Raw genomic sequence first — 21,326 nt, 5'->3', positions numbered from 1 at the left:
ACAGAGATTAACTCTGCAGGAGCTGCCGCAGGCTGCGATCTTGTGCTTTAGAAGTAGTACGGGAATTTCAGGCTGAAGGAAAAGTCCGGAGCATCGTCGGTCATGCCGATCGACAGGTTGGGCACGATGGTCAGGTTATCCGTGGCGGCAATGGTCATGCCGACGTTGAAATAACCGGCGTTAGCGTCACTGGAAACCACCGACTCCCAATCGCCGCCGTCCTGTTTCAGCTTGCTCTTGCGTTGCACCAGGTCAGACACCGAAAACGACATACTCATCTTTTCGTTCAGCGCAAACGCGATACCGGCGCCGATCTGGAAGCTGTCGCCAATCTTCACCTTGCCCGGGGTTTTCTGGTTGACGGTCGAGCTGATGTCGTCGAACGACTCCTCCAGGTTGTGGGTGTAGGACAAGCTGCCGAACAGCACTGCCGGGTCGAACGTCTTGACCAGCGAAATCCCGGGGGTGATCGACCAGACACCGTTACCGGTTGGCAGCGTGTCAGGTACGAACAGGTTGGAGTTGGCGTCGGTCTGACGCAGCTTGATCCCGAACGGGTCCTTGCCGGTAGGTGCCTTGACTCGCAGGGTGACCACGGCGTCCGGCGTGTTGACCGACTCGTCGAGGAACTTGTAGGCGATGCCAAAGTTGACGTCGCCGATGGTTGGATCACGCGAAACATCCTGTTCCGTCGTGACGTTGGACGCACCACCGTTGCCGCCACCGGACTGGTAGGTCGATTCGCGGTATACCACCGGTACGTTGACGTCGAACTGCCAGCGGTTGTCGAAGTTGTAACGGCCGGTCAGGTCCAGCGTCCAGGTGTCGGCCTTGATCCGGTCGAGGTTGATGTTGCCGAGAAAGATCGAGTCCAGCGCCAGGAAACCGTTGAGAATCAACTGCCGGGTGTCGTAACGCGAGTAGGTCACACCGGTTTCAAAGCTGAATTTACCGCCGCCGAAAAAGCCGCTGGCTTCGTCGTAGAGGTTGGACACACTCTGTGCCGGTTGCGAGTCGTCGGCCAGCGACTGGCCGTAAGAAGCGCCACTGCCCCCGGCCGCGCCCCCCGACGCTGCTGCGGCACCAGTCCCGGTCGCGACTTTTGGATTGCCTTTCATGTCGGATGGCGATTTGGCCAGGCGTTTGGGTTGCGGGGCTGCCGGTTGGTCCTCGACCTGACGGACCCGTTGTTCGAGCACCGCCAGGGCCTTTTGTTGTACTTCGTATCGTTGCTTCAGCTCCAGAAGTTCCTGTTTCAGGGTCTCCACATCTGCGTCGGGAGCTGCTTGCAGCATCGCCGCGGGTAGAAGGGTACTCAAACATACAGCGGCGCGCAGTGATACTGATCGATACATGAATAAGCCGTCCCTTTAAGCCCAATGATCGAGACTCAGCGTAGTTCAATATCCGATATTGCGTAGTGCCCTGAGTTGAGTCAGGTTGCAGTCCAGTGCGCCGGGGCTGATGCCGTTATTGTTAAGCACAACATTGAGTTGGGTCATGTTGTTGACCACGTTGGCGCTGCCCAGCAGGCGAGTGTTCTGCAGCAGGCCACCCTGGGCGACTTGTTGCAGGGCGGTGCCCTGATTGCCCGAAGCCTGAATCGCCATTTGCACACCACCGCTGCTGGCCGAAACGGCGACGCTGCCGGCGGCATTGCTGGCACCGATGGTCTGCCCGGACATCAGCGCCTGGCCTTGTGCGGGGGCCAGTGGCGGAGGGGTGTTGGCTTCTTTGACGTTGATCGCCACGTTGTTGCTGGCGGTGTTGCCGTCGCCGGCGGCGCGTACGCTTTGGGTCACGCCCTGGCTGCTGTTGAGTGCCGCACCACCAATGACATTGCCAGTGCCCGGAGTCGGGGTGCTGCCGTTGCCCTGTTCCTTGATGGTCGAGACATAAAATTCCGGTTTGATGGTGGCGGCCTGGATTTGCATCGACGTCGCAGCGCCGATCAGATCACCGCTGGCGTTGCGCCAGGTACTGCTCATGACAATGCCGAAGCTGATGATCCGCCCCGGCATGACGTAACGACCACGTAGCTCGGCGAGCTCCTGGTCCTTGATTTCGATGGGTTTGAATCCTGCATTGGCATAGCCTGACGCGCTTGCTGCCAGGCAGGCGGCGGCCAGCCAGTATGAGGTTTTCATCTGCTGCTCCCGGGACATCCAGCCCCATTTCTTTATAATCGGCGATTAAAAGAAGTCGCTCTGTATGAACCCGAAGTCCATCAATTCAGCATCTTTGACAGGGTTGAAAGAATCGAGCTTGTTCTTGGCGGTCAGCGGGGTCGGAGGACTGCGTAATGCATTGGTTTTGTCGTATCCGGGGCCGACGATGGCGAAGACAATGCCGTTCCAGCCTTTGACAAAGTCATCATGGGTGTAGCGTTTGTGACCTAGAACCGGATCTCCGATGTAAACCCAATTCTTGTCCGAACGCTGCAGCACCACGAAATGCTTGTAGCCGCGAATTTCCAACAGTACCACCACCGGGATCGTGACTGCTTCGAGCTTCTCCGGCGGAATCTTGTAACCCCTGGCGCGCATGCCGATGCTTTCTACGTAGCGCTTCATGTCCAGCATGGAAAACCCTTGAGTACGAACAAGGTCCTGGTCAGCGTTGACCAGCATGCCTTTGATGATGTGCTCCTCATCGACGTCGAGCCAATAGGCCTGGCGCAATACCGTGGCCAGTGCGGCGGCGCCGCAACTGAAATCGGTTTTCTGTTCGACGATGTCGGCAAACTTGCGTTCACGAATGCTTTGCACGTCCTTGTAGACGAGCACGCCGCCGGGCAGGGCAGCGATAGGCATCTGGGCAGCCTGGGTCAGGCCGGACAGGCAAAGCAGAGCGAGAAGGGCAGTCTTACGCATGATCGATACGCCTTTGCGGACTGAGGAAAAGCCCCGTTTCCGGGGCTTTCGTTTCGATCGCGATTACATGCAGGCTTTGCAACCTGCAGCGATGGACAGCGAGTTGCTTTGTTGGTTGCCCACACCCGCCGAGACGTTGGCTCCGCCGTTGCCGGAGAAGTTGTTCATCGAGTTGGTCATGTTGGCATTGTTGACGACAGGCGTTTTCCAGCCATCTTTGGTCAGCACTTGCTGAGTGGTGACGCCAGCGAGGCCAAAGGTACCCACGGCTTCGAACTTGGCTTTCTGGTCATCGTTGCCGCCGTGGCCGCCGCCACGGTTACCCCAACCGCCATGGTTGTCGTCTTCGATGGTTGCAGTGCCTTTGGCTTTAAACACGCCAGCGGCCGCGTAGGTGCCGGTAAGGGTGTCGGTTTTGTAGGCCTGCACGCCTTTGTTTTCTACAACCAGACCAGTAGAGGACTGATTGGCGGACGCGGCGGCAGTGGCTACGCGGCCACCGGATACGGCGATCGCCAGGTTGTTTTTCTGCTGGTTGAAGTTGCCGGAGGACACGTTGATGCCGATGTTGCCGGAACCATTGTTGCCTGCGTTGTTGAGCGTAGCGTTATTGAAGGTTGACGAGTTTTTCACATAGTTGTTGTTGTTGACTTGAGTTGCACTGGAGGCAGCAACTGCACTGCCGAAAATGAAGCTTTCATCGGCGGTAGCCAAGGCGGCGGCGTTGTCTTGCTGGTTGCCGTCGCCGGCAGCAACGTTGGCGCCCATGTTGCCGTTAGAACCATTGAGCGAGTCGCTGGCGTTGGCGTTGTTGAGAGTGCCCTGGTTTTTCACCACGTTGCCGTCGCTGTTTTGTTCGTCGAGCACTGCCGCTCCGGCACCTGCGCCGATCTGCAGAAGCTGTTCCAGGGTTGGGCCTTTTGGTCCATGGTTGTCATGACCATTGCCGTGCCCGTTACCACGATCATTACCGCCAGCCTGAGCGGCCATTGCCATTACTGCTGCAAGTGCGAAAACCAGAGGTTTGAGAGCCATTGTAGGTTTCATGGTGTTTCTCCGTCGTGCTTATTAGTTGGTTAAGTGTTGGTACTTTCTAATTGCACTGCTTTTGTTGTTTGGGTCAGTCAGCGACCCGGATGCTCAGGGTGTTAGCCATACGGTTCCCCACCCCGGCACTCTGGTTCACCTGAATCACCCCTCGGCTGCCGGTGAAGGCCTGATCACTTGTCGTGACCTGGCGACTGCCGGGTGAGGTGCCAGTTGCTCCTGAGCTCGGTAAAAGCGCCACGTTCTGTTGCGACAGGGCGCTGTCGTCAACGCTTTGCGGGGCAGCACTGATGCTGATGCGCGTAACGTTGGCCATCTGGTTGTTGGCCCCGGCGCCCTGGTTCACGCCCAGGATCCCGTTGCCATTACTGAAAGAGGTGCCGCCGATGGTGGCGCTGGCGTTCATCGAAGGGTTGGCGGGGGTATCCAGCTTTTGCCTGACAATGGTCGTGGCGCTGGCATTGTTGCCAATGGCGATCGCCTTGGTGTTGGTCTGTTGCATCTGGTCGCCGGCGGCCTGGTTGACGTTGAAGTTGCCGCGGTACTGCATGCCACTGTTCTGGATGTCGGCGTTATTCACGGAGCCTGGATCGGCCATGGCGCTGGCGCAGCCGAACAGGGCAAGCAGCAGAAGGGAACGATTCATCTCATTGACCTCCGGCCATGCGGGTCAGCGGAGCAAGACCTGAACTCATCGCACGGTTGACGGTGTTGGAAATCGAACCGCCCGCGCCACCGCCGTGACCGCCGCCCATGCCGGGCAGGCCGTTGGGATTGGTCAGGGTGTTCATGCCAGGCATGTTGGCGGTGGGTGTGGTGATATTGCCGCGAATCGAAGAGCCACTGGCTACACTGGCAAATTCACCGTCATCGAGCTCGGTGCTGGTCATCGCTTGATTGATGCGAGCCGAAGGGTTGGCATTGACTGTGGTCGGGTAGGGGTCTTTGCCACCGCTGCGCCCGATGGGAATGGGCTGGACGTCGCGGTTGAGGACGATCACGCCATTGCCTTCGGCCTGAACGTTGAAACTGATGAATGTGCTGGCTGATCCAATCAGCAGAAGGCAGGTCAGGCCTTTATTGATATTCCCCACGGCGGCAATTCCTTCTTCAGTGGGCTGGCTCTTGTCAGCGTTGGGAAGGAGAGAGCGAAAGCTGTGCCGCTTTTGAGTTGTTGTTGATTTTCAATGGGTTGGTGATGCGCCGTGCAGCGCTGATACAAAAGCTGTTTCAGCATTGAAACAATCGGGCAGGCAGGCACACGGTCAAGGGCGGCGCAAAGCTCTGGAACAGGGGTTTGCCGAAGACTGTTTCACTGACGTAACAGATGTTCTGACAAAACGATGAAGGCCATTGAACTCGCCGCTTTGCGCTGAGGGAGGTGTTTCAGGAATGGACACTTTTGCCCTGAACGGAGCTATTCGATGGATCAATCAGCCAATAACCGCGCGACGGCGTCAGAAGCCTGAACGCGGCGTTGATCCCAATCGCCCTGAATGATCTGCAACGGTTGCCCGTGCTGTTCCAGCCAGTCGCGGGTGGCCTGAAAGAACGCCATGCGTTCGCTCAGTTGTGGCTGGCAGCGTTGGCCGTCGTCGGTCCAGTCGATCTGCTCCGGCGACAGCAGCAGGTGCAGGTCGTAATGCCGCGCAAGCAGCGCGGGTTCCAGCCACGCCGGGCAGTCGCCAAACAGGGTCTGGCTCCAGAGGATGTTGCTCAGCAAATGGGTGTCGAGGATCAGCAATGGCGGTTGCTGCGCCCGTGCCTGATCTTCCCATTGCAACTGCCCACGGGCGATAGCGGGGATGTCGTTGAGGCAGGTATCGCGTGGATTCTGCTCGATGAACCAGCGCACGTATTCGTCCACTCGCAGGCCGCCAAAGCGCGCCTGAAGGCCAGCGGCCAGCCAGCTCTTGCCGGTGGATTCCGGGCCGGTGAGAACAACTACCTTCATCGCTGCAACGCCGGATCGGCGCGCCATTCGCGCCAGCCTTGCAGCGCAATCAGGGTGAACAGCGCATACAGCGCGGCGGTGAGGTACAGACCCTTGTACAGGAACAGACCGACGAAAATCACATCCAGCACGAACCACAGCGCCCAGCATTGCAGGCGTTTTTGCGCCATCCACAATTGCGCGACGAGGCTGAACGCGGTCAGTGCGGCATCGAGCCACGGTTGTGCGGCGTCGGTCCAGTGGGCCATGGCCGCGCCGAGCAGCAGGCTGCCGAGCGCGCCCACACTCAGGCCGAGCAGAATCGAACGCTGATCCAGGCGCGTGACTTCACGGCCGTCGTGCATCGTCCCGGCGCGGGTCCATTGCCACCAGCCGTAGACTTGCAGCGCGGCGTAAATCACTTGCAGCAACATGTCCGAATACAGCTTCACGTCATAGAAGATCCAGCTGTAGAGCAACACCATGACCAGGCCGATCGGCCAGCACCACGGATTCTGTTTGACCGTCAGCCACACGGCGATCACACCGAGGGCGGCGGCAAACAGTTCAAGCCCGGACATGGGGGTTCCTTGAGGGAGTTGAGGAGGGAGCGGATTGTACCCAAAAACCTGCAGGAGTGAGCCTTGCCGATTTTGACGGGGCACCTGGTCCCCCTGTGGGAGCGGGCTTGCTCGCGAAAGCGTTTTATCAGTAACGACAATAGCGACTGACACCAAGCCTTCGCGAGCAAGCCCGCTCCCACAAAGTGAGTCAGGTCAGACGCGGAACTGGCGCAGGAGCTGGTTCAGCTGTTCACTCAGTTGCCCCAGCTTCACGCTCGCCACACTCGACTGCTCGGCCGCCAGCGCCGTGCTGTGAGACAGGCCGGCCGCCTGGGTGACGTTCTGGTTGATGTCCTCGACTACATGCGCCTGTTGCAGTGTGGCGCTGGCAATCGAAGCGTTCAGGCCGTTGAGATTGCGCAGTGCCTGGCCGATGGCATTCAGGCTCGCGCCGGCCAATCCCGCCTGTTCGATGGTCAGTTGCGAGGCCTTGCTGCTGTCACCAATCACTTTCACCGCGGCTTCGGAATGATTTTGCAGGCGTTCGATCATGCTCTGGATTTCCGCTGTCGACTTTTGCGTGCGCTGCGCCAGCAACCGCACCTCATCGGCCACCACCGCAAAGCCTCGGCCCTGTTCACCGGCGCGGGCCGCTTCGATGGCAGCATTGAGCGCCAGCAAGTTGGTCTGCTCGGCAATCGAGCGGATCACCTCCAGCACACTGCCGATCTGCGTGCTTTCCGCCGCCAGGGTGCGAATCACTTCGACCGCCTGATCAATGGTTGCGGACAACTTATCGATCTGTTGCAGGCTGCCGTCGATGTTGATCTGGCCCTGTTGCGCCTGGGCTTCGGCATCGCGCATTTCCGCAGCAGCGTGCTCGGCATTCTTCGCCACATCCTGCACGCCGTAGGTCACTTCGTTGATCGCGGTCGCCACCAGTTCCATCTGCTGCGATTGCTGCTGACTGCGCTGCTGAGCCTGAGTCGCATCGCTGCCCAGTTCGCTGGACGACTGGCCCAAGGCACTGGCCGAAACCTGCAAGTCACCGATGACCCGGCGCAGCTTGGCGGTGAAGGCGTTGAAGTGGTGGGCCAGTTGCGTGACTTCGTCCTGGCCATGGGTATCGAGGCTGCGGGTCAAATCGCTTTCACCGCTGGCGATATTGGCCATGGCGTTCACGGTTTCCTGCAATGGACGGACGATGCTGCGGGCAATCAATATCACCAGCAGGGCCATGATCAGCGCGATGACCAGGCCGATCACCGAGGCCTTGATCAACTGAGCGCGGAACTCGCTTTGCACATCATCGACGTAAACCCCCGAACCGAGCACCCAGCCCCACGGCTCGAACAGTTTTACGTAGGAAGTTTTCGCGACCGGCTCGCTGGCGCCGGGCTTGGGCCAACGGTAATCGACCATGCCGGCGCCTTTGCTTTTGGCGATCGCAACCATCTCGTTGAACACCGCGAAGCCGTCCGGGTCGCGGATCGCCGAGAGGTTCTGGCCTTCGAGTTTGGGGTTGGTCGGGTGCATGACCATCACGGGGGTGAGGTCGTTGATCCAGAAGTAATCGCTCTGGTCGTAACGCAGGCCACGAATGGCGGTCAGCGCCTGTTTCTGTGCGGCGTCGCGGGTCAGCGTGCCGTTGGTTTCCAGGTCGTGGTAGTAACTCAGCAGACCGCTGGCGGTCTGCACCACATGCTGGGTTTTCTGTGCCTTGGCGTGATACAGGTCATCGTGAATCTGCTTGAGCATCAACACGCCCAAGGTCAACAACATGACCACGGCCACAATCAAAATGAGCCACAAGCGTCGGCTGATCGACACACTGCGCAAGCTGTTCATAACGCTGTCACTCCGATTTCTTTTTCTTGTAATAAATCAACGCCAGCATCCAACCACGTTTGAGTGGTCGGGCATACGCGACCCAAGTCGTATAACGCCGCTGCACTATCAAGGCTTGTCTGTTAGGATTTCGGCCCCGCGCGTGAAAACCTGAATCCAAGTTGATATTTCACGGAATTTTGACCGTTTCGTGTGGATCCTGTGCGCGCGGAATCGGTACAGCTACGCTGAACGCAGTGAACGTTAGAAAAATATTATCGGGGCATGCCCGCGTGCATCGCTCTTTGGGGGATTGATGGATCTTTGGACCGCCTTGCAGGCACTGATTCTTGGAGTTGTAGAGGGGCTGACGGAGTTTTTGCCCATTTCCAGTACCGGACACCAGATCATTGTCGCCGACTTGCTCGAGTTCGGTGGCGAACGAGCCATGGCGTTCAACATCATTATTCAGCTTGGCGCGATCCTCGCAGTGGTCTGGGAGTTTCGCCGCAAGATTCTCGATGTGGTGATTGGCCTGCCCACCCAGCCGAGTGCACGGCGTTTTACGGCCAACCTGCTGATCGCGTTTCTGCCGGCGGTGGTATTGGGGGTGATTTTTGCCGACCTGATTCACCAATACCTGTTCAACCCGATCACCGTCGCGACCGCACTGGTGGTGGGCGGCGTGATCATGTTGTGGGCCGAGCGTCGCCAGCATGAGGTGCACGCTGAAACCGTGGACGAGATCACCTGGAAGGACGCGCTGAAAGTCGGGTTCGCCCAGTGTCTGGCGATGATTCCTGGCACTTCGCGGTCGGGCTCGACGATCATCGGTGGTCTGCTGTTCGGCCTGTCGCGCAAGACCGCGACCGAGTTCTCGTTCTTCCTGGCGATGCCGACCATGGTCGGTGCAGCGGTGTACTCGGGTTACAAATATCGAGATCTGTTCGTGCCGGCGGATTTTCCGGTATTCGCCATCGGCTTCGTCACCGCGTTCATCTTCGCCATGATCGCCGTGCGCGGTCTGCTCAAGTTCATCGCCAGCCACAGCTACGCGGCGTTCGCCTGGTACCGGATCGTTTTTGGTCTGGTGATTCTGGCGACCTGGCAGTTCGGCTGGGTGGACTGGTCGGCGGTCAAACCATGAATGATTCCCGCGCGCGCCGCCCGGATGGACACGCGTCCCGTGGCGGTATTCAGCATCTGAAGTTGAAACTGGCAGTGCTGCTGATTGTTTGCGCCTTGCCACTGTTTGGTTCGCTGTCGATGTGGCTGCGCGGGATCTCGCTGGTGCCGTTGACTGCCTATGGCGTGGTCAGCGTGCTGGCGTTTTTCATGTACTGGGCGGACAAACGCAAGGCCCGCGCCGATGCGTGGCGCACGCCGGAGAACATTCTCCATGCCCTGGAACTCGCCGGCGGCTGGCCGGGCGCGCTGATCGCCCAACAGGTATTCCGGCACAAGACGCGCAAGGTGTCGTTTCAGATTCTGTTCTGGGTGATTGTGGCGCTGCATCAGGTGTTCTGGATCGACCAGGTGTTTCTCGGTTCGAACCTGCTGTCACTGTTCTGAAGCAACACAAGAAACCCTGTGGGAGCGGGCTTGCTCCGGGCGGCGTTCCGACGAATGCGGTGTGTCAGACAACATATTCGTCCATTGGCACACCGCTTTCGCGAGCAAGCCCGCTCCCACCAAAATCAAAAGCTAAAGCAGTAATCCGATTTGAGTTTTTTTGGGCAACTTGCCCACCACCAATTGATGTGAACGCTGCAGCAATCCCTGCAACTCCTCGGCACCCAGCGGGTAGGGCGGGTGCATGATGATCCACTGCGCCCGCGCCAGATACGGCGCCGGGTGAATCCCCGGGCGGTCGCAATGGCCGAGAAACAGGTCCTTGTCGACTTTGAACGCCAATGAGTCCCCGCGCAGCCCTTGCAGGGCGAACATCTTGTTGCCGGCAATCGAGAACACCCGCACGCCGCCCCATTTGTAATCCTCTCGCGCACCTGGCAAGGCGAGACAGAAGGCGGCGACGTCCGCTTCGTTCATCTTTCCCTGTTTCATAACAACCGCTCCCCACACGCATTGAACGATTCGACCAGATGATCGATCCACGCCCGCACCGCCGGCATCACCCCGCGCCGATGCGGATACACCGCCTGCAACCAGCCGCCGGGCAACGACCACTCGGGCAGCAATTGCACCAGCGCGCCGCTCTCAAGGTCGGCTTCGCAATACATCATCGGCAGCAGAGTGAAACCCTGGCCGGCCAGCACACAGGCCTTGCGCACGATGAAATCATCGATGCCCAGCCGCGCTTCCATGTTCAGTTCGACGCTGTTGCCTTGCTCGTCCAGCAAGCGCACATGCACCATGCGATCGGCCTCCAGCGCGCCGAGCACCGGCAGGTTCTTCAAGTCCTGCGGATGAGTGATGGTTTTGCCCTCGACAAAAGCCGGGCTGGCCACCACGACCATTTGTGCCTGGCGCAGACGCCGGGTGACCAGCAAGGGATCTTCATCGCCCAACTCGCGTACACGCAGGGCCACGTCGAAGCCTTCGGCGACCAGATCCACCCGGCGGTTGAGCAACACCACCTCCAGTTGCACCTGAGGGAATTTGCCGAGGAATTCGCTGATCACCCATGGCAACATTTCTCGCGCCAGACCCGTGGGGCAGGACACCCGCAAGCGGCCGCGTGGCTCGCTGGACATGCTGGCGACCGCTTCGTCGGCCATCTCCGCTTCCAGCAACATTGCCTGACAGTGACGCAAGTAGCGCTCGCCAACCGCGGTCAGGTTCAACTGGCGCGTGGTGCGTTGCAGCAGACGAGCGCCGAGGCGCTCCTCGAGTTCGGCAATGCGACGGGAAAGGCGGGATTTGGGAATGCCCAGTAATCGCCCGGCTGCGGCAAAGCCACCGGCCTCGACCACTTTGGCGAAATAGTAGAGATCGTTGAGATCCTGCATGAAAAGCCCACCGTTCTATCAGTGGGACGAACTATCGCATTGTCGGCGGCTAATCAGCTATTGGTTTCTTCCGTAGGATTGTCTCCATTCCGTCGCCGCCGGCGATTCTTTACAGGAGATTCCACATGAAACTGCTGCACATCGATTCGAGCATTCTGGGCGACAACTCCGCTTCCCGCCAGTTGAGCAGCCAAGTCGTCAAAGCCTGGCAAGCCGCCGAGCCAACCGCCGTGGTCACCTACCGCGACCTGGCCGCCGACGCCATCAGCCACTTCTCGTCAACCACCCTGGTGGCTGCCGGTACCACCGCTGAACTGCGCGACGCCGCACAACAGCACGAAGCAGAGCTGAGCGCTTCGACCCTGGCCGAATTCATTGCTGCTGATGCCATCGTCATCGCCGCACCGATGTACAACTTCACCGTACCGACCCAGCTCAAGGCGTGGATCGACCGCGTCGCCGTCGCCGGCCAGACTTTCCGTTACACCGAAGCTGGGCCTGAAGGCCTGTGCGGTGGCAAGAAAGTGGTGATCGTCTCCACCTCCGGCGGCATCCATGCCGGTCAGGCAAGCGGCATCGCCCACGAAGAATATCTGAAGCTGGTACTGGGCTTCCTCGGCATCACCGACATCGAAATCGTCCGTGCCGAAGGTCTGGCCTACGGTGATGAAGTGCGCAACAACGCGATGAGCGCTGCTCAGGCGAAGATCAGCGAGCAACTGTTCGCCGCTGCATAAGCATTGCGTAAAGACCAGCTGCGGTTCATGTAGCCCCTCAAAAAACTCTGTATTCTGGTTCTGCAAGGGCCTGATGCGGAGTTTTTTGTTTCTGACTGTTGCATAATCTGGCCCGGGTTATGCAGTCAGACGATCAACATCTGAGTGCAGCGCCGCGCCGGATTACCGAACCACCGGGTTTCGGGCGTGTCGGAGCACAAAGGATCATTCGATTGAGTAACACAGGGTGGGCCATCCCATGATGCGTCTTTGTGCAGCGTTACTGATGTGCCTGTTCGGCAGCGTTAATTCAGTGCATGCCGCGCCGGGGCGACACCCTGTCTGGAGTGTCGGTTACCACGAGATGACGTTCCTTGATCCGCTGGATCTGCAACCGATGCGCGCCATCGCCTTCTATCCCTCCAGCGACCGCGAACACAGCAGCCTGCTTGAGGGTTACACCGTCGAGGCGGGCGCCGACACCAAGGTAGCGATCGGTCGCTTTCCGATGCTGATGCTGTCCCACGGCAACACCGGCACGCCGCTGGCGCTGCATGACCTCGCCACCTCGTTGGCGCGCAAGGGGTTTGTGGTGGTCGCGGTGATTCATCCCGGCGACAACTCCAAGGACCACAGCCGCCTCGGCACCCTGAGCAATCTGTATGGGCGGCCGATCCAGATTTCCGAAGCGATCACCGCCACCCTCGGCGACCCGATGCTTTCGCCATTCATCAACGCTGATCAGGTCGGGGTGATTGGCTATTCGGCCGGTGGCGAAACCGCGTTGATCCTCTCTGGCGCGCAGCCGGATCTGGATCGCCTGCGCCGGTACTGCCAGGAGCGTCCTGACGACCATGATGCCTGCAACACCCAGGGCGAGTTGATCGTCGACCGCGATGACCTGCAGCCAGTGGCCGATCCGCGCGTGCATGCGCTGTTGCTGATGGCGCCGCTGAGCCTGAAATTCGGCCGCAGCACTCTGGCGGACGTGCATGTGCCGGTGCTGCTGTACAGCGGCGACGGTGACAAACTGGTGGCCTTCGACAAAAACGCCGCCGCGCTGGCGCGCAAGCTGCCGACCGCACCAGACTTCAAGTTGCTGGCCGGGGCAGGGCACTTCGTATTCATGGCGCCGTGCAACGAAGAGCAGATTCTCGCCATGCCGGCGCTGTGCACCGACGCTGACGGCGTGAACCGCGAAGATATCCATCGCAACCTGATTTCCGAAGCCGGGCAGTTTTTTTCTCGAACGCTGGGCAAGCCGAACCGCGCGGGGATGCAGACCGCAGATCAATAAACGACTCAATTCCCCCGTGGGAGCGGGCTTGCTCGCGAATGCGGTGGGTCAGTCAATGTAGATAGCGACTGATCGACCGCCTTCGCGAGCAAGCCCGCTCCCACAGTGATTTGTACGAAACTTCAGGACATCGAGCGGCGCTTGAGCACCAAGGTCAACCCCAGCCCGATCACCGACAACAGCGCCGCACTGAAGAAAATCCACGCGTACCCTAGATTCAACGCCACCGCGCCCATCAACGGCCCGGCAATCGCCAGCGCCAGATCAAAGAACACCGCATAGGCCCCCAACCCCGAGCCACGGCTTGAGTTGGGCACCTGCTTGATCGCCTCGACCCCCAGCGCCGGATACACCAGCGACAAGCCAAACCCGGCCAGCCCTGCGCCAATCAGGGCGAACGGGGTGGACGGCGCCAGCCACAGCAAGACCAGGCCAACGGTCTCGATGCTCATGCAGGCAATCGCCGAATTGAAACCACCAAAACGGCTGATCGCTGAAATGAACAGCAGCCGCGACAGGATGAAACACACGCCGAACACCGTCAGGCAATACGCCGCGCCGCTCCAGCCACGGTTGAGGTAATAAAGGGTGATGAAGGTGGTCAGCGTGCCGTAACCGATCGACGCCAGAGTCAAACTGGCGCCATACGGTGCAATCCGCCCGAACACCGCCCAAAAAGACAGCCGTTCGCCGCGCACCACCGGCACCGAGGGTTTATTGCGGATCAACACCAGAGCGCCCGCCGCCAGAACCGACAGGGCAATACCGAGGCTCGCAAAACCATAATTGGCGACCATCACCACGCCCAGTGGCGCGCCAATCGCTATTGCGCCATAGGAGGCAATGCCGTTCCAGCCGATCGACCTCGCCGTGTGCTCGACGCCGACCTGGCCCATGCACCAGCTGATGGTGCCGACGCCGATCAAGCCCTGTGCAATGCCGAGCAGCAGCCGACCGAGGATCAGAATGATCAGGCTCGGCATCGGGAAGGCCTGCAACAGCGTGGAGCTCAGCGTCAGCAGCCCGCTGAGCACAATCCCCGACAAACCATAAACAATCGCCCGTTTGGTGCCCAGCGTATCCGACATGCGCCCGGCCATCGGCCGACTGAGCAGGGTGGCCAGGTATTGCGAACCAATGACCAGCCCGGCAACGATCGCACTGAACCCCAATTGCTCATGAACATAGCCGGGCAGCACCGCAATCGGCAGGCCGATGCACAGGAAGGCGACAAAGGTGTAGAAGACGATGGAAACGATCTGCAAGGTGATCGCCAGGGAGCTTTGCGGAGGCTGTTGCTGCGCAGACATGTGGACTCGTTCGCGGGCGGCGGTGGGAGAGTCGGCATCATGGCTTGGCGTTGAAATAAAAGGAAGCAGGCTAACTATTTTACTTGGAGTCGGTGGTGTTTCTGAGGGCCTCTTCGCGAGCAGGCTCGCTCCCACAGGGGCACTGCATTCCAAAATGTGGGAGCGGGCTTTCTCGCGAAGGCAGTCGCACCAACAAAGCTTTCGCCCCTGAAATGCAAAAAGCCCTGTCACAAGGACAGGGCTATTCTTCAAACCTGCAGCGATTTAGAACACCACACCCTGACTCCGCAGGTAGTCATCATAGGTGCCGCTGAAGTCAGTCACGCCATTGGCGCTCAGCTCGATGATGCGCGTGGCCAGGGACGATACGAACTCACGGTCGTGGCTGACGAAGATCAGCGTGCCCGGGTAGTTTTCCAGCGCCAGGTTCAGCGCCTCGATCGATTCCATGTCCAGGTGGTTGGTCGGTTCGTCCATGATCAGCACGTTCGGCTTTTGCAGGATCAGCTTGCCAAACAGCATGCGGCCTTGCTCACCACCGGAAATCACTTTGACCGACTTGAGGATCTCGTCGTTGGAGAACAGCATGCGGCCCAAAGTACCGCGAATCATCTGCTCACCCTGCGTCCACTGACCCATCCAGTCGAACAGCGTCACGTCGTCTTCGAAGTCGTGCGCGTGATCCTGAGCGTAGTAGCCCAGTTCCGCGGCGTCGGTCCATTTGACGCTACCGGCATCCGGGGTCAGTTCGTTGACCAGGGTGCGCAGCAGGGTGGTTTTGCCGATACCGTTCGGGCCGATGATCGCTACGCGCTCGCCGGCTTCAACCTGGAAGCTGAAGTCCTTGAACAGTGGCTTGCCGTCGAAGCCTTTGGCCATTTTTTCGACCATGACCGCCTGACGGTGCAGCTTTTTGTTCTGCTCGAAGCGGATGAACGGGCTCACGCGGCTGGACGGCTTGACCTCGGCCAGCTGGATCTTGTCGATCGCCTTGGCGCGGGAAGTGGCCTGTTTGGCTTTCGAGGCGTTGGCCGAGAAGCGGCTGACGAACGATTGCAGCTCGGAAATCTGCGCTTTCTTCTTGGCGTTGTCCGACAGCAGTTGCTCGCGGGACTGGGTCGCCACGGTCATGTACTCGTCGTAGTTGCCCGGGAACAGGCGCAGCTCGCCGTAATCCAGGTCAGCCATGTGCGTGCAAACGCTGTTCAGGAAGTGACGGTCGTGAGAGATGATGATCATCAGGCTGTTACGCTGGGTCAGGATGTTTTCCAGCCAGCGAATGGTGTTGATGTCGAGGTGGTTGGTCGGTTCGTCGAGCAACAGCACTTCCGGATCGGAGAACAGCGCCTGCGCCAGCAATACGCGCAGTTTCCAGCCTGGCGAGACTTCGCTCATCGGGCCAAAATGCTGTTCCAGCGGAATACCCAGACCCAGCAGCAGTTCACCGGCACGGGATTCGGCGGTGTAGCCGTCCATCTCGGCGAACTCGGTTTCCAGCTCGGCCACGGCCATGCCGTCTTCTTCGCTCATTTCCGCCAGCGAGTAGATGCGATCGCGCTCGGCCTTGACCTTCCACAGCTCTTCGTGACCCATGATCACGGTATCGATCACGGTAAATTCTTCGTAGGCGAACTGATCCTGGCGCAGCTTACCCAAGCGCACGTTCGGCTCGAGCATAACCTGACCGCCGGACGGATCGAGGTCGCCGCCGAGGATTTTCATGAAGGTCGACTTGCCGCAACCGTTGGCGCCGATCAGGCCGTAGCGGTTGCCCGCGCCAAATTTGACCGAAACGTTTTCGAAGAGCGGCTTGGCGCCGAACTGCATCGTGATGTTAGCTGTGGAGATCAATTACCTTACCTATCAATGGGTTAGAGCTGGTCTTTTTTACCTGATACCGATTTGATACCAATCTGGAGCTTTTCCAGCTCCCCCCAGTCTGAGCTTGAGTTGAGCCAACGCGCATACGTCGTCAGCAACATTTGGACGCTGTGGCCAAGCTGCTGAGCGATGAATGCGGGGTTCATGTTGGACATTAAGCATATTGTCGCATAAGTATGACGGCAGTTGTACGGCGGCCGATGAGGCAGGGCTAAAGCCTTCAGTGCTGGCCTCCATTGTTTGTGCAGGTCCGACGTTTGCTTGATGTACTCGCTGTTCTTCGAGGGCGGGAACACGTAGGGCGTGGTTTTGATCTTGCCGATGCCGTTTGCACGACGCTCTGCGTACTGACGGGCGAACTTGAGCGCGTGCAGCGCTCGTTCATTCAGCAGAACAAAGCGGTCCTTGTTGGTCTTGGTTCGCTCCTCGACGAGGCCAAGCGCTACGGTGCGGCAGACATGTACCTGGCGTTTCACCAGGTCGACAGCATCCCAGCGCAACGCCGCGACCTCCGACAGTCGAAGGCCAGTGAAGAATGCGAACTCAAAGAATGCTGCATAGATTCCGCTGGGCCAGTGGGCTGTTTGGTACAGGTGGGCGATGATGCGGTTCGCTTCATCCAGGGAGAACGGGCTGATCTCCTTTCGCGATCGTTTGGGGCGGTCTATCGTCGCGGCGGGGTTCTTCTTGATCAACTCTTCAGCTACTGCCGCTTCCAGAATCGTCGATAGTTTGACCAGGGCGTTACGCCGAACTCCTGGCGATGTCCACTCCGTGGCCGCAATGATGCGGCGAAGGAGTGTGGTGGTGATTTGGTCTATGCGGATCAGTGCCAGCGGCGGAATCCAGTACAGATTCAGTGCACCTTTGTAGTTGTTACGCGTGCCGGTTGTGATGACTCGACCATCAAGCCATAGCTGGGCGTACTCGTGAAAGGTAGGAATGCTGTTCAGCATAACGGCCGAGCCGGGGAACAGCTCGGCGTACTTGGTATCATCCAGGAGGCCGAGCTTGATCAGGCTCTTTACTTGATCGCGTAGTTGGGATGCAGCTTTAATGCCTTTCTGCGTCGCGGGGTAGGGGAGCGTTTCACATCTGCGGACCCCGTTCCAAGTAAAACGAATTCTGAGGGACTTGCGGAACAGTTCCACTCCACTGGGCAAATCCATTGTGCTTCTTGCCATTCCTCATACCTTCTTTTGCTATACAAAATTCGATGTCCCTGCTTGTTCCAGACCCCTTCGGGAATCTGTTTTCTTGCGCGGCGGGTCGCAAGAGCCCTAGACGAAATGCCTAAAAAATGGGCCATAACTTCCTCAGAGACCTTATCTACGTCAGGGTGAGGTATGGATTCCAGACTGCTATTCGTCATCTCTTTAACCCTCCCGTCTGTGTGAGTAAGGCGCTTCTTCCAATGAGCCCGGGGTCGGACGTTCCGTCCATTGCGACTGAGGCAGAAGTAACCATCACGCAGCCTCCACAGTAAATTGCTTGGCGGTACCGAGTGGTTGTCCTACTGAGTTGCCCTGAATTCCTGGTTGCAGCTGCGCCGCCATTGCAAGTGCCTGTTCGCGCAGCGATCGGGCATCACGCTCGAGCTTCATGCCGGTACGAAAGGCGCTGAAGGTCTCAGCGGCGATCCGCAGCAGCTCGCCGATATCGATCAGTGTCTGGTGCTCGGCCGGGCCGAAGAGTGGACCTGCTTCAAATCGTTTGCAGGTGTGTACCAAGCGCGTGTGATCTGCGCTAATGAATTGCAGCGAGGCTCGAAGCTCGCGGATGGTTTTAGCACTTACGGCGCGCTGAATGTCTTCACCCTCGCGCAGGCCGGTCTCAAGACCATCTCTGCGGCCCATGATGTAACCGCCCCATACCAGGAGGGCTGCCATAACGATCAAGATGACGAGTGCAACTGTTTGTACTGGAGTCATCATTTGGTGTGCTCCTGGGGTTGTCGTTGGCTGGTGGTAACTGCCGTCAGTGGTGTGGGTGCAGCATCGTGTTGGTCGTCATGCTGTCGCTGCATGTTCTCATCAGCCTTGTAGGCGCAGATGTCGATCAGCGAGGCCATGTGCCGTATGTGGACGTATTTGAGTGCCTTGCGACTGGCGTCGATCGTAGTGATCGGAAGCTGAATCCGGCCGTTGTAGATCTCAGTCACGAACAGCTGTGAATTCAAGTTGCGAAAATAGGCTTCCCGTATTTTTTCCAGTGGGATCAGTACATTCCCAAAAGTGCGATAGAGCATTTCGACGGTGGTCGATTCGGGCGCCGGATGAAGGCGAAGCGGATTCTGTGCAGCGTTATTCATGGCTTTGTCGAGCCTCCTTGAGTCGTTGTCGTGCCGGGTGGTTCCAAGCGTTGAGGCAGTGGCGTCTGGTCAGCTCGCGCAGATGTTCGGGCACTTCGAGGAGCGCGGCATTGCGCTCCTCGCGTGTGCGCATGGCAACAATCTGGCGGGCATACTCCCTAGGCCACGTCACGGCGGTCTGCCGGAATGGCAGGAAGATTGATGTCCAACTGCTCGGCCAGCCAGCGGATGCCGGCTTGTTTGACCCGGGTCGACTGGCTGTACTGCATGCCGTATTTCTCGTCGTACCAGGGGCTGTCCTTGACCCGCAGGTACTCACCGTCGCGGTTGAGATCCGCTGGCAGGTTTCCCTTTAGCAGACCTTTTTCGCGCATGCGGGCGATGAGCTTGGGGCGGCTCAGGCCGAGATGAGCAGCTGTTTGGGCGAGGGTACGTTCCATGGCGCCCTCCTTAAGCCGCGTGTGCGGCAGGAGTGGCCGCTGCAGCAATTTGGCTGATGGATTCGCTGACCTTGCCGTAGATTTCGACATCGGTACCGCACGCGGTAAAACACCGGGTGCGCGGACTCTTCTTGCCGATGCTGAGGATGGCGGTGATGCAGGAGAGGGTGTGCGGGCGATGAACAGCGACGTGCAGCGGCAGATCGAAGCCCATGTCGAGGCTCAGCACGCCGCCGGTACGAATCAGCTCGAATACTCGTTGCTTGTCCTGGACGTCGAAGCGTCCGTATTGGCGATCGGCGTGCGCGCGATGCACCAGGTCGTTGGTGCTGCTCGGATCAAGCGGGCCGTTGGCAACCTCTTCGATGAAGTCGGCCAGCTTGAGGTGCATCTTCTTGTCGTTCGGCAGGGTCAGCGTGTGGCGTTCACTGCCCAGCTCGATGACAAAAGTGCTTTCCACGGGGCCGCGTTCGGCCTTAAGACGGAATGCCAGGCATTCGCGCTTCGGCGCTGTTCGCAGGACGTGGTTGAAGGTCTCGGTCAGGTTGACCTGGGCGTTGAGCAACTGCAGGGTGCGGTTGTCGATCTTGTACTTGATCATGCCGCATGCCCTCCACCGTTCGGATCGATAGGAGAGGGGCGGCAGGATTGGGCGACAAGCTTGGGTTTGCTGTTGTGAATGACGACCAGACAGCCCGTGGAGAGCTGTAGCTGTTCGATCAGTTTGCGATTGCTGACGCATGCCGGATGAACATGCAAGGTTGCGGTGGTGCGCATAGGTATTGCCTCGCTCTGTGGTAAAGAGTGAGGCAAATATCAACCGCTGGTTAAATTAAGTCAACAACCATCAGGTGAAAAATACGCATTGAGTAATCACTCAGGGGTGAATGACCCAACGATTTTTCCGCAAATTTGCATGTCGTCCGTCATTTCTATGATGGGGTATTGCGGGTTGATCGGTTTCAAGTAGTGCTTTCCGGCGTCCTTCACGAGCACCTTGAACGTGGCTTCGTTGCTGCTCGGCAAAGAAGCGATAACTCGATCACCGTTGTTCACAACGAGATCAGGGTCGACAAAAATGATGCAGCCCTCAGGGTAACTGCGACCTGGACCGGTATTCGTCATTGAGTCTCCAACAACGCGAAGCGCATACCCTGATCTGCTGATATTCACGGGACAGGGCACCCACTGCTCGGCATGGAGTAGTTCAACGGTGGGGGCAATCTCGCACCAAGCTCCCGCTTGAACCCATGAAATCAGCGGTACTTTGTTCATGCTTGATGTCAAGGCAATGACGTTCTCGTCCTGCGCTGTTTGCGAATTGCCTGCTTCGTGAGGGAAAACAGGCATGACCCCGTGCTCAAGCCATTCTCTGCGCACGCCCAGCCAAGCGGATAGCGCCGTCAAACTGTCGATTTCAGGAATGGCCGCTCCGTTAAGCCATTTACTAACGGCCTGGGCGGTCTTAACCACTCCCTTGGAGCTGAGCTGTTTGATGATGTCTGCCCCTCGGCCACGCTGGCGAACGCCATTGGCGTCCAGCGCAGTATTGAGCCGCTCGGCAAACATAAGTCTTTCGGATTCTTTATCAATCATAGGTTGATAGTCACATAATGATTGCTAATCTGTCAGTTGAACATTATTATCAACCGACAGTTGAAAGGAGGCATTCATGCTTGACCCACAGAGTTTCCCTAATGCCATTGCTTTCGCCTTCGAGGCCGTAGGCGGTATTGGAGCAGCAGCACGCGTGTGTGGACGCAGTTACCAAGCACTCAACAAGTGGAGGCTAGCAGCTTCGTTACCACGCACCGATTACACAGGTGAGACTGAGTACGCGAAATTGCTTGCTGCAGCTGCAGGAGAAAAAGGCAATCCATTCGACGCCGATTGGCTACTTGGAAAATCTGCACCGCAGAAGGCTGCATAGAAAAAAGGCGACCCTAGGGTCGCCCAGTTTCTCCCGACAGCATCACCACAATGCTATCGGGTCGCGATGTCGGAAGGCGAGCACACCACATGCCGCCGACCTTCATTGCGTTTCCAAGGCTCGGAAGCCTTGGTGTTGCTGCCGTTCTTACCACAGAGCTGGCAGCTGTTGCGCCAGGGGTGAACAACGGATTGTTCGCCCCGGCACGGTGCCGGTTGTCCCCTGCAAG

The 21,326-nt window shown here is 58.6% G+C and carries 24 protein-coding genes; 5 read left to right on the top strand and 19 right to left on the bottom strand.

Going from position 1 to position 21,326, the window contains the following annotated elements:
• Window positions 1-47: 47 nt before the first annotated feature.
• From fapF to AC1RBR_RS14235, 9 genes are all read right to left on the bottom strand, one after another.
• Window positions 48-1,355, bottom strand: a complete 1,308-nt coding sequence (gene fapF, locus AC1RBR_RS14275; RefSeq protein WP_095136087.1) for a fibril amyloid transporter FapF — start codon at window positions 1,353-1,355, stop codon at window positions 48-50.
• Window positions 1,356-1,400: 45 nt separating this feature from the next.
• On the bottom strand, window positions 1,401-2,147 hold the full coding sequence (fapE, locus tag AC1RBR_RS14270) for a fibril amyloid subunit FapE (RefSeq protein ID WP_095136085.1): 747 nt from the start codon (window positions 2,145-2,147) through the stop codon (window positions 1,401-1,403).
• 45 nt (window positions 2,148-2,192) lie between these two features.
• A complete protein-coding gene (fapD, locus tag AC1RBR_RS14265; protein WP_095136083.1) occupies window positions 2,193-2,873 on the bottom strand; it encodes a fibril amyloid maturation endopeptidase FapD in 681 nt (226 codons plus the stop codon).
• Window positions 2,874-2,936: 63 nt separating this feature from the next.
• A complete protein-coding gene (gene fapC / locus AC1RBR_RS14260; RefSeq protein ID WP_492565083.1) occupies window positions 2,937-3,920 on the bottom strand; it encodes an amyloid-like fimbrin subunit FapC in 984 nt (327 codons plus the stop codon).
• 73 nt (window positions 3,921-3,993) lie between these two features.
• Complete coding sequence (gene fapB / locus AC1RBR_RS14255; protein WP_492565082.1) at window positions 3,994-4,566, bottom strand: fibril amyloid subunit FapB; 573 nt, start codon at window positions 4,564-4,566, stop codon at window positions 3,994-3,996.
• A gap of 1 nt (window position 4,567) precedes the next feature.
• Entirely contained in the window at window positions 4,568-5,014 is a 447-nt protein-coding gene (gene fapA / locus AC1RBR_RS14250) for a functional amyloid chaperone FapA (RefSeq protein WP_492565080.1), read from the bottom strand.
• Window positions 5,015-5,349: 335 nt separating this feature from the next.
• Window positions 5,350-5,874 (bottom strand): AAA family ATPase, encoded by a 525-nt coding sequence (locus AC1RBR_RS14245; protein WP_492565078.1) that lies wholly within the window; start codon window positions 5,872-5,874, stop codon window positions 5,350-5,352.
• Window positions 5,871-6,434 (bottom strand): nicotinamide riboside transporter PnuC, encoded by a 564-nt coding sequence (gene pnuC / locus AC1RBR_RS14240; RefSeq protein WP_095136075.1) that lies wholly within the window; start codon window positions 6,432-6,434, stop codon window positions 5,871-5,873. Before pnuC ends, AC1RBR_RS14245 begins: the two co-directional genes overlap by 4 nt.
• 195 nt (window positions 6,435-6,629) lie before the next feature.
• Window positions 6,630-8,264, bottom strand: coding sequence for a methyl-accepting chemotaxis protein (locus AC1RBR_RS14235; RefSeq protein WP_204894529.1), 1,635 nt, complete (start codon window positions 8,262-8,264; stop codon window positions 6,630-6,632).
• Between the two features lie 295 nt (window positions 8,265-8,559).
• On the opposite strand from AC1RBR_RS14235, the gene AC1RBR_RS14230 reads away from it, so the two are divergent.
• Both AC1RBR_RS14230 and AC1RBR_RS14225 read left to right on the top strand, forming a co-directional pair.
• Window positions 8,560-9,390 carry an undecaprenyl-diphosphate phosphatase gene (locus AC1RBR_RS14230; RefSeq protein WP_253149868.1) on the top strand — a complete coding sequence of 277 codons (831 nt, stop codon included), beginning with the start codon at window positions 8,560-8,562 and terminating at the stop codon, window positions 9,388-9,390.
• Window positions 9,387-9,815: a DUF1294 domain-containing protein gene (locus tag AC1RBR_RS14225; protein ID WP_480403311.1), complete on the top strand. Its 429-nt coding sequence runs from the start codon at window positions 9,387-9,389 to the stop codon at window positions 9,813-9,815. Before AC1RBR_RS14230 ends, AC1RBR_RS14225 begins: the two co-directional genes overlap by 4 nt.
• Window positions 9,816-9,947: 132 nt before the next feature.
• Here the strand turns inward: AC1RBR_RS14225 and AC1RBR_RS14220 are convergent, their stop codons facing one another.
• A complete protein-coding gene (locus tag AC1RBR_RS14220; protein WP_095136067.1) occupies window positions 9,948-10,307 on the bottom strand; it encodes an MmcQ/YjbR family DNA-binding protein in 360 nt (119 codons plus the stop codon).
• Entirely contained in the window at window positions 10,304-11,212 is a 909-nt protein-coding gene (locus AC1RBR_RS14215; protein WP_007964611.1) for a LysR substrate-binding domain-containing protein, read from the bottom strand. Before AC1RBR_RS14215 ends, AC1RBR_RS14220 begins: the two co-directional genes overlap by 4 nt.
• Before the next feature lie 125 nt (window positions 11,213-11,337).
• Between AC1RBR_RS14215 and AC1RBR_RS14210 the strand changes: the two genes are divergently transcribed.
• Both AC1RBR_RS14210 and AC1RBR_RS14205 read left to right on the top strand, forming a co-directional pair.
• Window positions 11,338-11,949 (top strand): FMN-dependent NADH-azoreductase, encoded by a 612-nt coding sequence (locus AC1RBR_RS14210; RefSeq protein ID WP_027612710.1) that lies wholly within the window; start codon window positions 11,338-11,340, stop codon window positions 11,947-11,949.
• A 238-nt stretch (window positions 11,950-12,187) separates the two neighbouring features.
• Complete coding sequence (locus AC1RBR_RS14205; RefSeq protein WP_492565075.1) at window positions 12,188-13,225, top strand: alpha/beta hydrolase family protein; 1,038 nt, start codon at window positions 12,188-12,190, stop codon at window positions 13,223-13,225.
• Between the two features lie 122 nt (window positions 13,226-13,347).
• On the opposite strand, the gene AC1RBR_RS14200 is transcribed toward AC1RBR_RS14205, so the two are convergent.
• The 8 genes from AC1RBR_RS14200 to AC1RBR_RS14165 all read right to left on the bottom strand — a co-directional run bounded on the left by AC1RBR_RS14200 (window position 13,348) and on the right by AC1RBR_RS14165 (window position 20,763).
• On the bottom strand, window positions 13,348-14,535 hold the full coding sequence (locus AC1RBR_RS14200) for an MFS transporter (protein ID WP_492565074.1): 1,188 nt from the start codon (window positions 14,533-14,535) through the stop codon (window positions 13,348-13,350).
• A gap of 264 nt (window positions 14,536-14,799) precedes the next feature.
• Entirely contained in the window at window positions 14,800-16,386 is a 1,587-nt protein-coding gene (locus tag AC1RBR_RS14195; protein ID WP_095136059.1) for an ABC-F family ATPase, read from the bottom strand.
• Between the two features lie 20 nt (window positions 16,387-16,406).
• Window positions 16,407-17,600 carry a tyrosine-type recombinase/integrase gene (locus AC1RBR_RS14190; RefSeq protein ID WP_492565072.1) on the bottom strand — a complete coding sequence of 398 codons (1,194 nt, stop codon included), beginning with the start codon at window positions 17,598-17,600 and terminating at the stop codon, window positions 16,407-16,409.
• Between the two features lie 282 nt (window positions 17,601-17,882).
• A complete protein-coding gene (locus tag AC1RBR_RS14185) occupies window positions 17,883-18,350 on the bottom strand; it encodes a hypothetical protein (RefSeq protein WP_492565070.1) in 468 nt (155 codons plus the stop codon).
• Window positions 18,347-18,727 carry a pyocin activator PrtN family protein gene (locus tag AC1RBR_RS14180; protein ID WP_492565068.1) on the bottom strand — a complete coding sequence of 127 codons (381 nt, stop codon included), beginning with the start codon at window positions 18,725-18,727 and terminating at the stop codon, window positions 18,347-18,349. The genes AC1RBR_RS14185 and AC1RBR_RS14180 overlap by 4 nt, the downstream gene beginning before the upstream one ends.
• Before the next feature lie 158 nt (window positions 18,728-18,885).
• A complete protein-coding gene (locus tag AC1RBR_RS14175) occupies window positions 18,886-19,167 on the bottom strand; it encodes a phage antirepressor KilAC domain-containing protein (protein WP_121185709.1) in 282 nt (93 codons plus the stop codon).
• A 10-nt stretch (window positions 19,168-19,177) separates the two neighbouring features.
• Window positions 19,178-19,768 (bottom strand): hypothetical protein, encoded by a 591-nt coding sequence (locus AC1RBR_RS14170; protein WP_492565066.1) that lies wholly within the window; start codon window positions 19,766-19,768, stop codon window positions 19,178-19,180.
• 272 nt (window positions 19,769-20,040) lie between these two features.
• Complete coding sequence (locus tag AC1RBR_RS14165; RefSeq protein ID WP_121185703.1) at window positions 20,041-20,763, bottom strand: S24 family peptidase; 723 nt, start codon at window positions 20,761-20,763, stop codon at window positions 20,041-20,043.
• A gap of 76 nt (window positions 20,764-20,839) precedes the next feature.
• Here AC1RBR_RS14165 and AC1RBR_RS14160 point away from each other — a divergent pair, with 76 nt between their 5' ends.
• Window positions 20,840-21,097: a hypothetical protein gene (locus AC1RBR_RS14160; RefSeq protein ID WP_121185701.1), complete on the top strand. Its 258-nt coding sequence runs from the start codon at window positions 20,840-20,842 to the stop codon at window positions 21,095-21,097.
• Window positions 21,098-21,326: the final 229 nt, after the last annotated feature.

It is taken from the genome of Pseudomonas sp. GW823-FHT01D03 (assembly GCF_058798255.1).
Note: the sequence above shows the minus strand (reverse complement) of the source record. Positions and strands in the feature narration are given on the sequence as shown.

Bases quoted from the DNA above. Each gene is read 5' to 3' on its own strand.
- AC1RBR_RS14225 (WP_480403311.1), top strand. From the start codon at position 9,387: ATGAATGATTCCCGCGCGCGCCGCCCGGATGGACACGCGTCCCGTGGC.
- AC1RBR_RS14205 (WP_492565075.1), top strand. From the start codon at position 12,188: ATGATGCGTCTTTGTGCAGCGTTACTGATGTGCCTGTTCGGCAGCGTT.
- AC1RBR_RS14190 (WP_492565072.1), bottom strand. From the start codon at position 17,600: ATGGCAAGAAGCACAATGGATTTGCCCAGTGGAGTGGAACTGTTCCGC.
- fapE (WP_095136085.1), bottom strand. From the start codon at position 2,147: ATGAAAACCTCATACTGGCTGGCCGCCGCCTGCCTGGCAGCAAGCGCG.
- AC1RBR_RS14180 (WP_492565068.1), bottom strand. From the start codon at position 18,727: ATGAATAACGCTGCACAGAATCCGCTTCGCCTTCATCCGGCGCCCGAA.
- AC1RBR_RS14200 (WP_492565074.1), bottom strand. From the start codon at position 14,535: ATGTCTGCGCAGCAACAGCCTCCGCAAAGCTCCCTGGCGATCACCTTG.
- fapF (WP_095136087.1), bottom strand. From the start codon at position 1,355: ATGTATCGATCAGTATCACTGCGCGCCGCTGTATGTTTGAGTACCCTT.
- fapB (WP_492565082.1), bottom strand. From the start codon at position 4,566: ATGAATCGTTCCCTTCTGCTGCTTGCCCTGTTCGGCTGCGCCAGCGCC.
- AC1RBR_RS14215 (WP_007964611.1), bottom strand. From the start codon at position 11,212: ATGCAGGATCTCAACGATCTCTACTATTTCGCCAAAGTGGTCGAGGCC.
- fapC (WP_492565083.1), bottom strand. From the start codon at position 3,920: ATGAAACCTACAATGGCTCTCAAACCTCTGGTTTTCGCACTTGCAGCA.
- AC1RBR_RS14165 (WP_121185703.1), bottom strand. From the start codon at position 20,763: ATGATTGATAAAGAATCCGAAAGACTTATGTTTGCCGAGCGGCTCAAT.
- AC1RBR_RS14210 (WP_027612710.1), top strand. From the start codon at position 11,338: ATGAAACTGCTGCACATCGATTCGAGCATTCTGGGCGACAACTCCGCT.
- AC1RBR_RS14245 (WP_492565078.1), bottom strand. From the start codon at position 5,874: ATGAAGGTAGTTGTTCTCACCGGCCCGGAATCCACCGGCAAGAGCTGG.
- AC1RBR_RS14185 (WP_492565070.1), bottom strand. From the start codon at position 18,350: ATGATGACTCCAGTACAAACAGTTGCACTCGTCATCTTGATCGTTATG.
- AC1RBR_RS14175 (WP_121185709.1), bottom strand. From the start codon at position 19,167: ATGGAACGTACCCTCGCCCAAACAGCTGCTCATCTCGGCCTGAGCCGC.
- AC1RBR_RS14160 (WP_121185701.1), top strand. From the start codon at position 20,840: ATGCTTGACCCACAGAGTTTCCCTAATGCCATTGCTTTCGCCTTCGAG.
- AC1RBR_RS14220 (WP_095136067.1), bottom strand. From the start codon at position 10,307: ATGAAACAGGGAAAGATGAACGAAGCGGACGTCGCCGCCTTCTGTCTC.
- AC1RBR_RS14235 (WP_204894529.1), bottom strand. From the start codon at position 8,264: ATGAACAGCTTGCGCAGTGTGTCGATCAGCCGACGCTTGTGGCTCATT.
- pnuC (WP_095136075.1), bottom strand. From the start codon at position 6,434: ATGTCCGGGCTTGAACTGTTTGCCGCCGCCCTCGGTGTGATCGCCGTG.
- fapD (WP_095136083.1), bottom strand. From the start codon at position 2,873: ATGCGTAAGACTGCCCTTCTCGCTCTGCTTTGCCTGTCCGGCCTGACC.
- AC1RBR_RS14230 (WP_253149868.1), top strand. From the start codon at position 8,560: ATGGATCTTTGGACCGCCTTGCAGGCACTGATTCTTGGAGTTGTAGAG.
- AC1RBR_RS14170 (WP_492565066.1), bottom strand. From the start codon at position 19,768: ATGATCAAGTACAAGATCGACAACCGCACCCTGCAGTTGCTCAACGCC.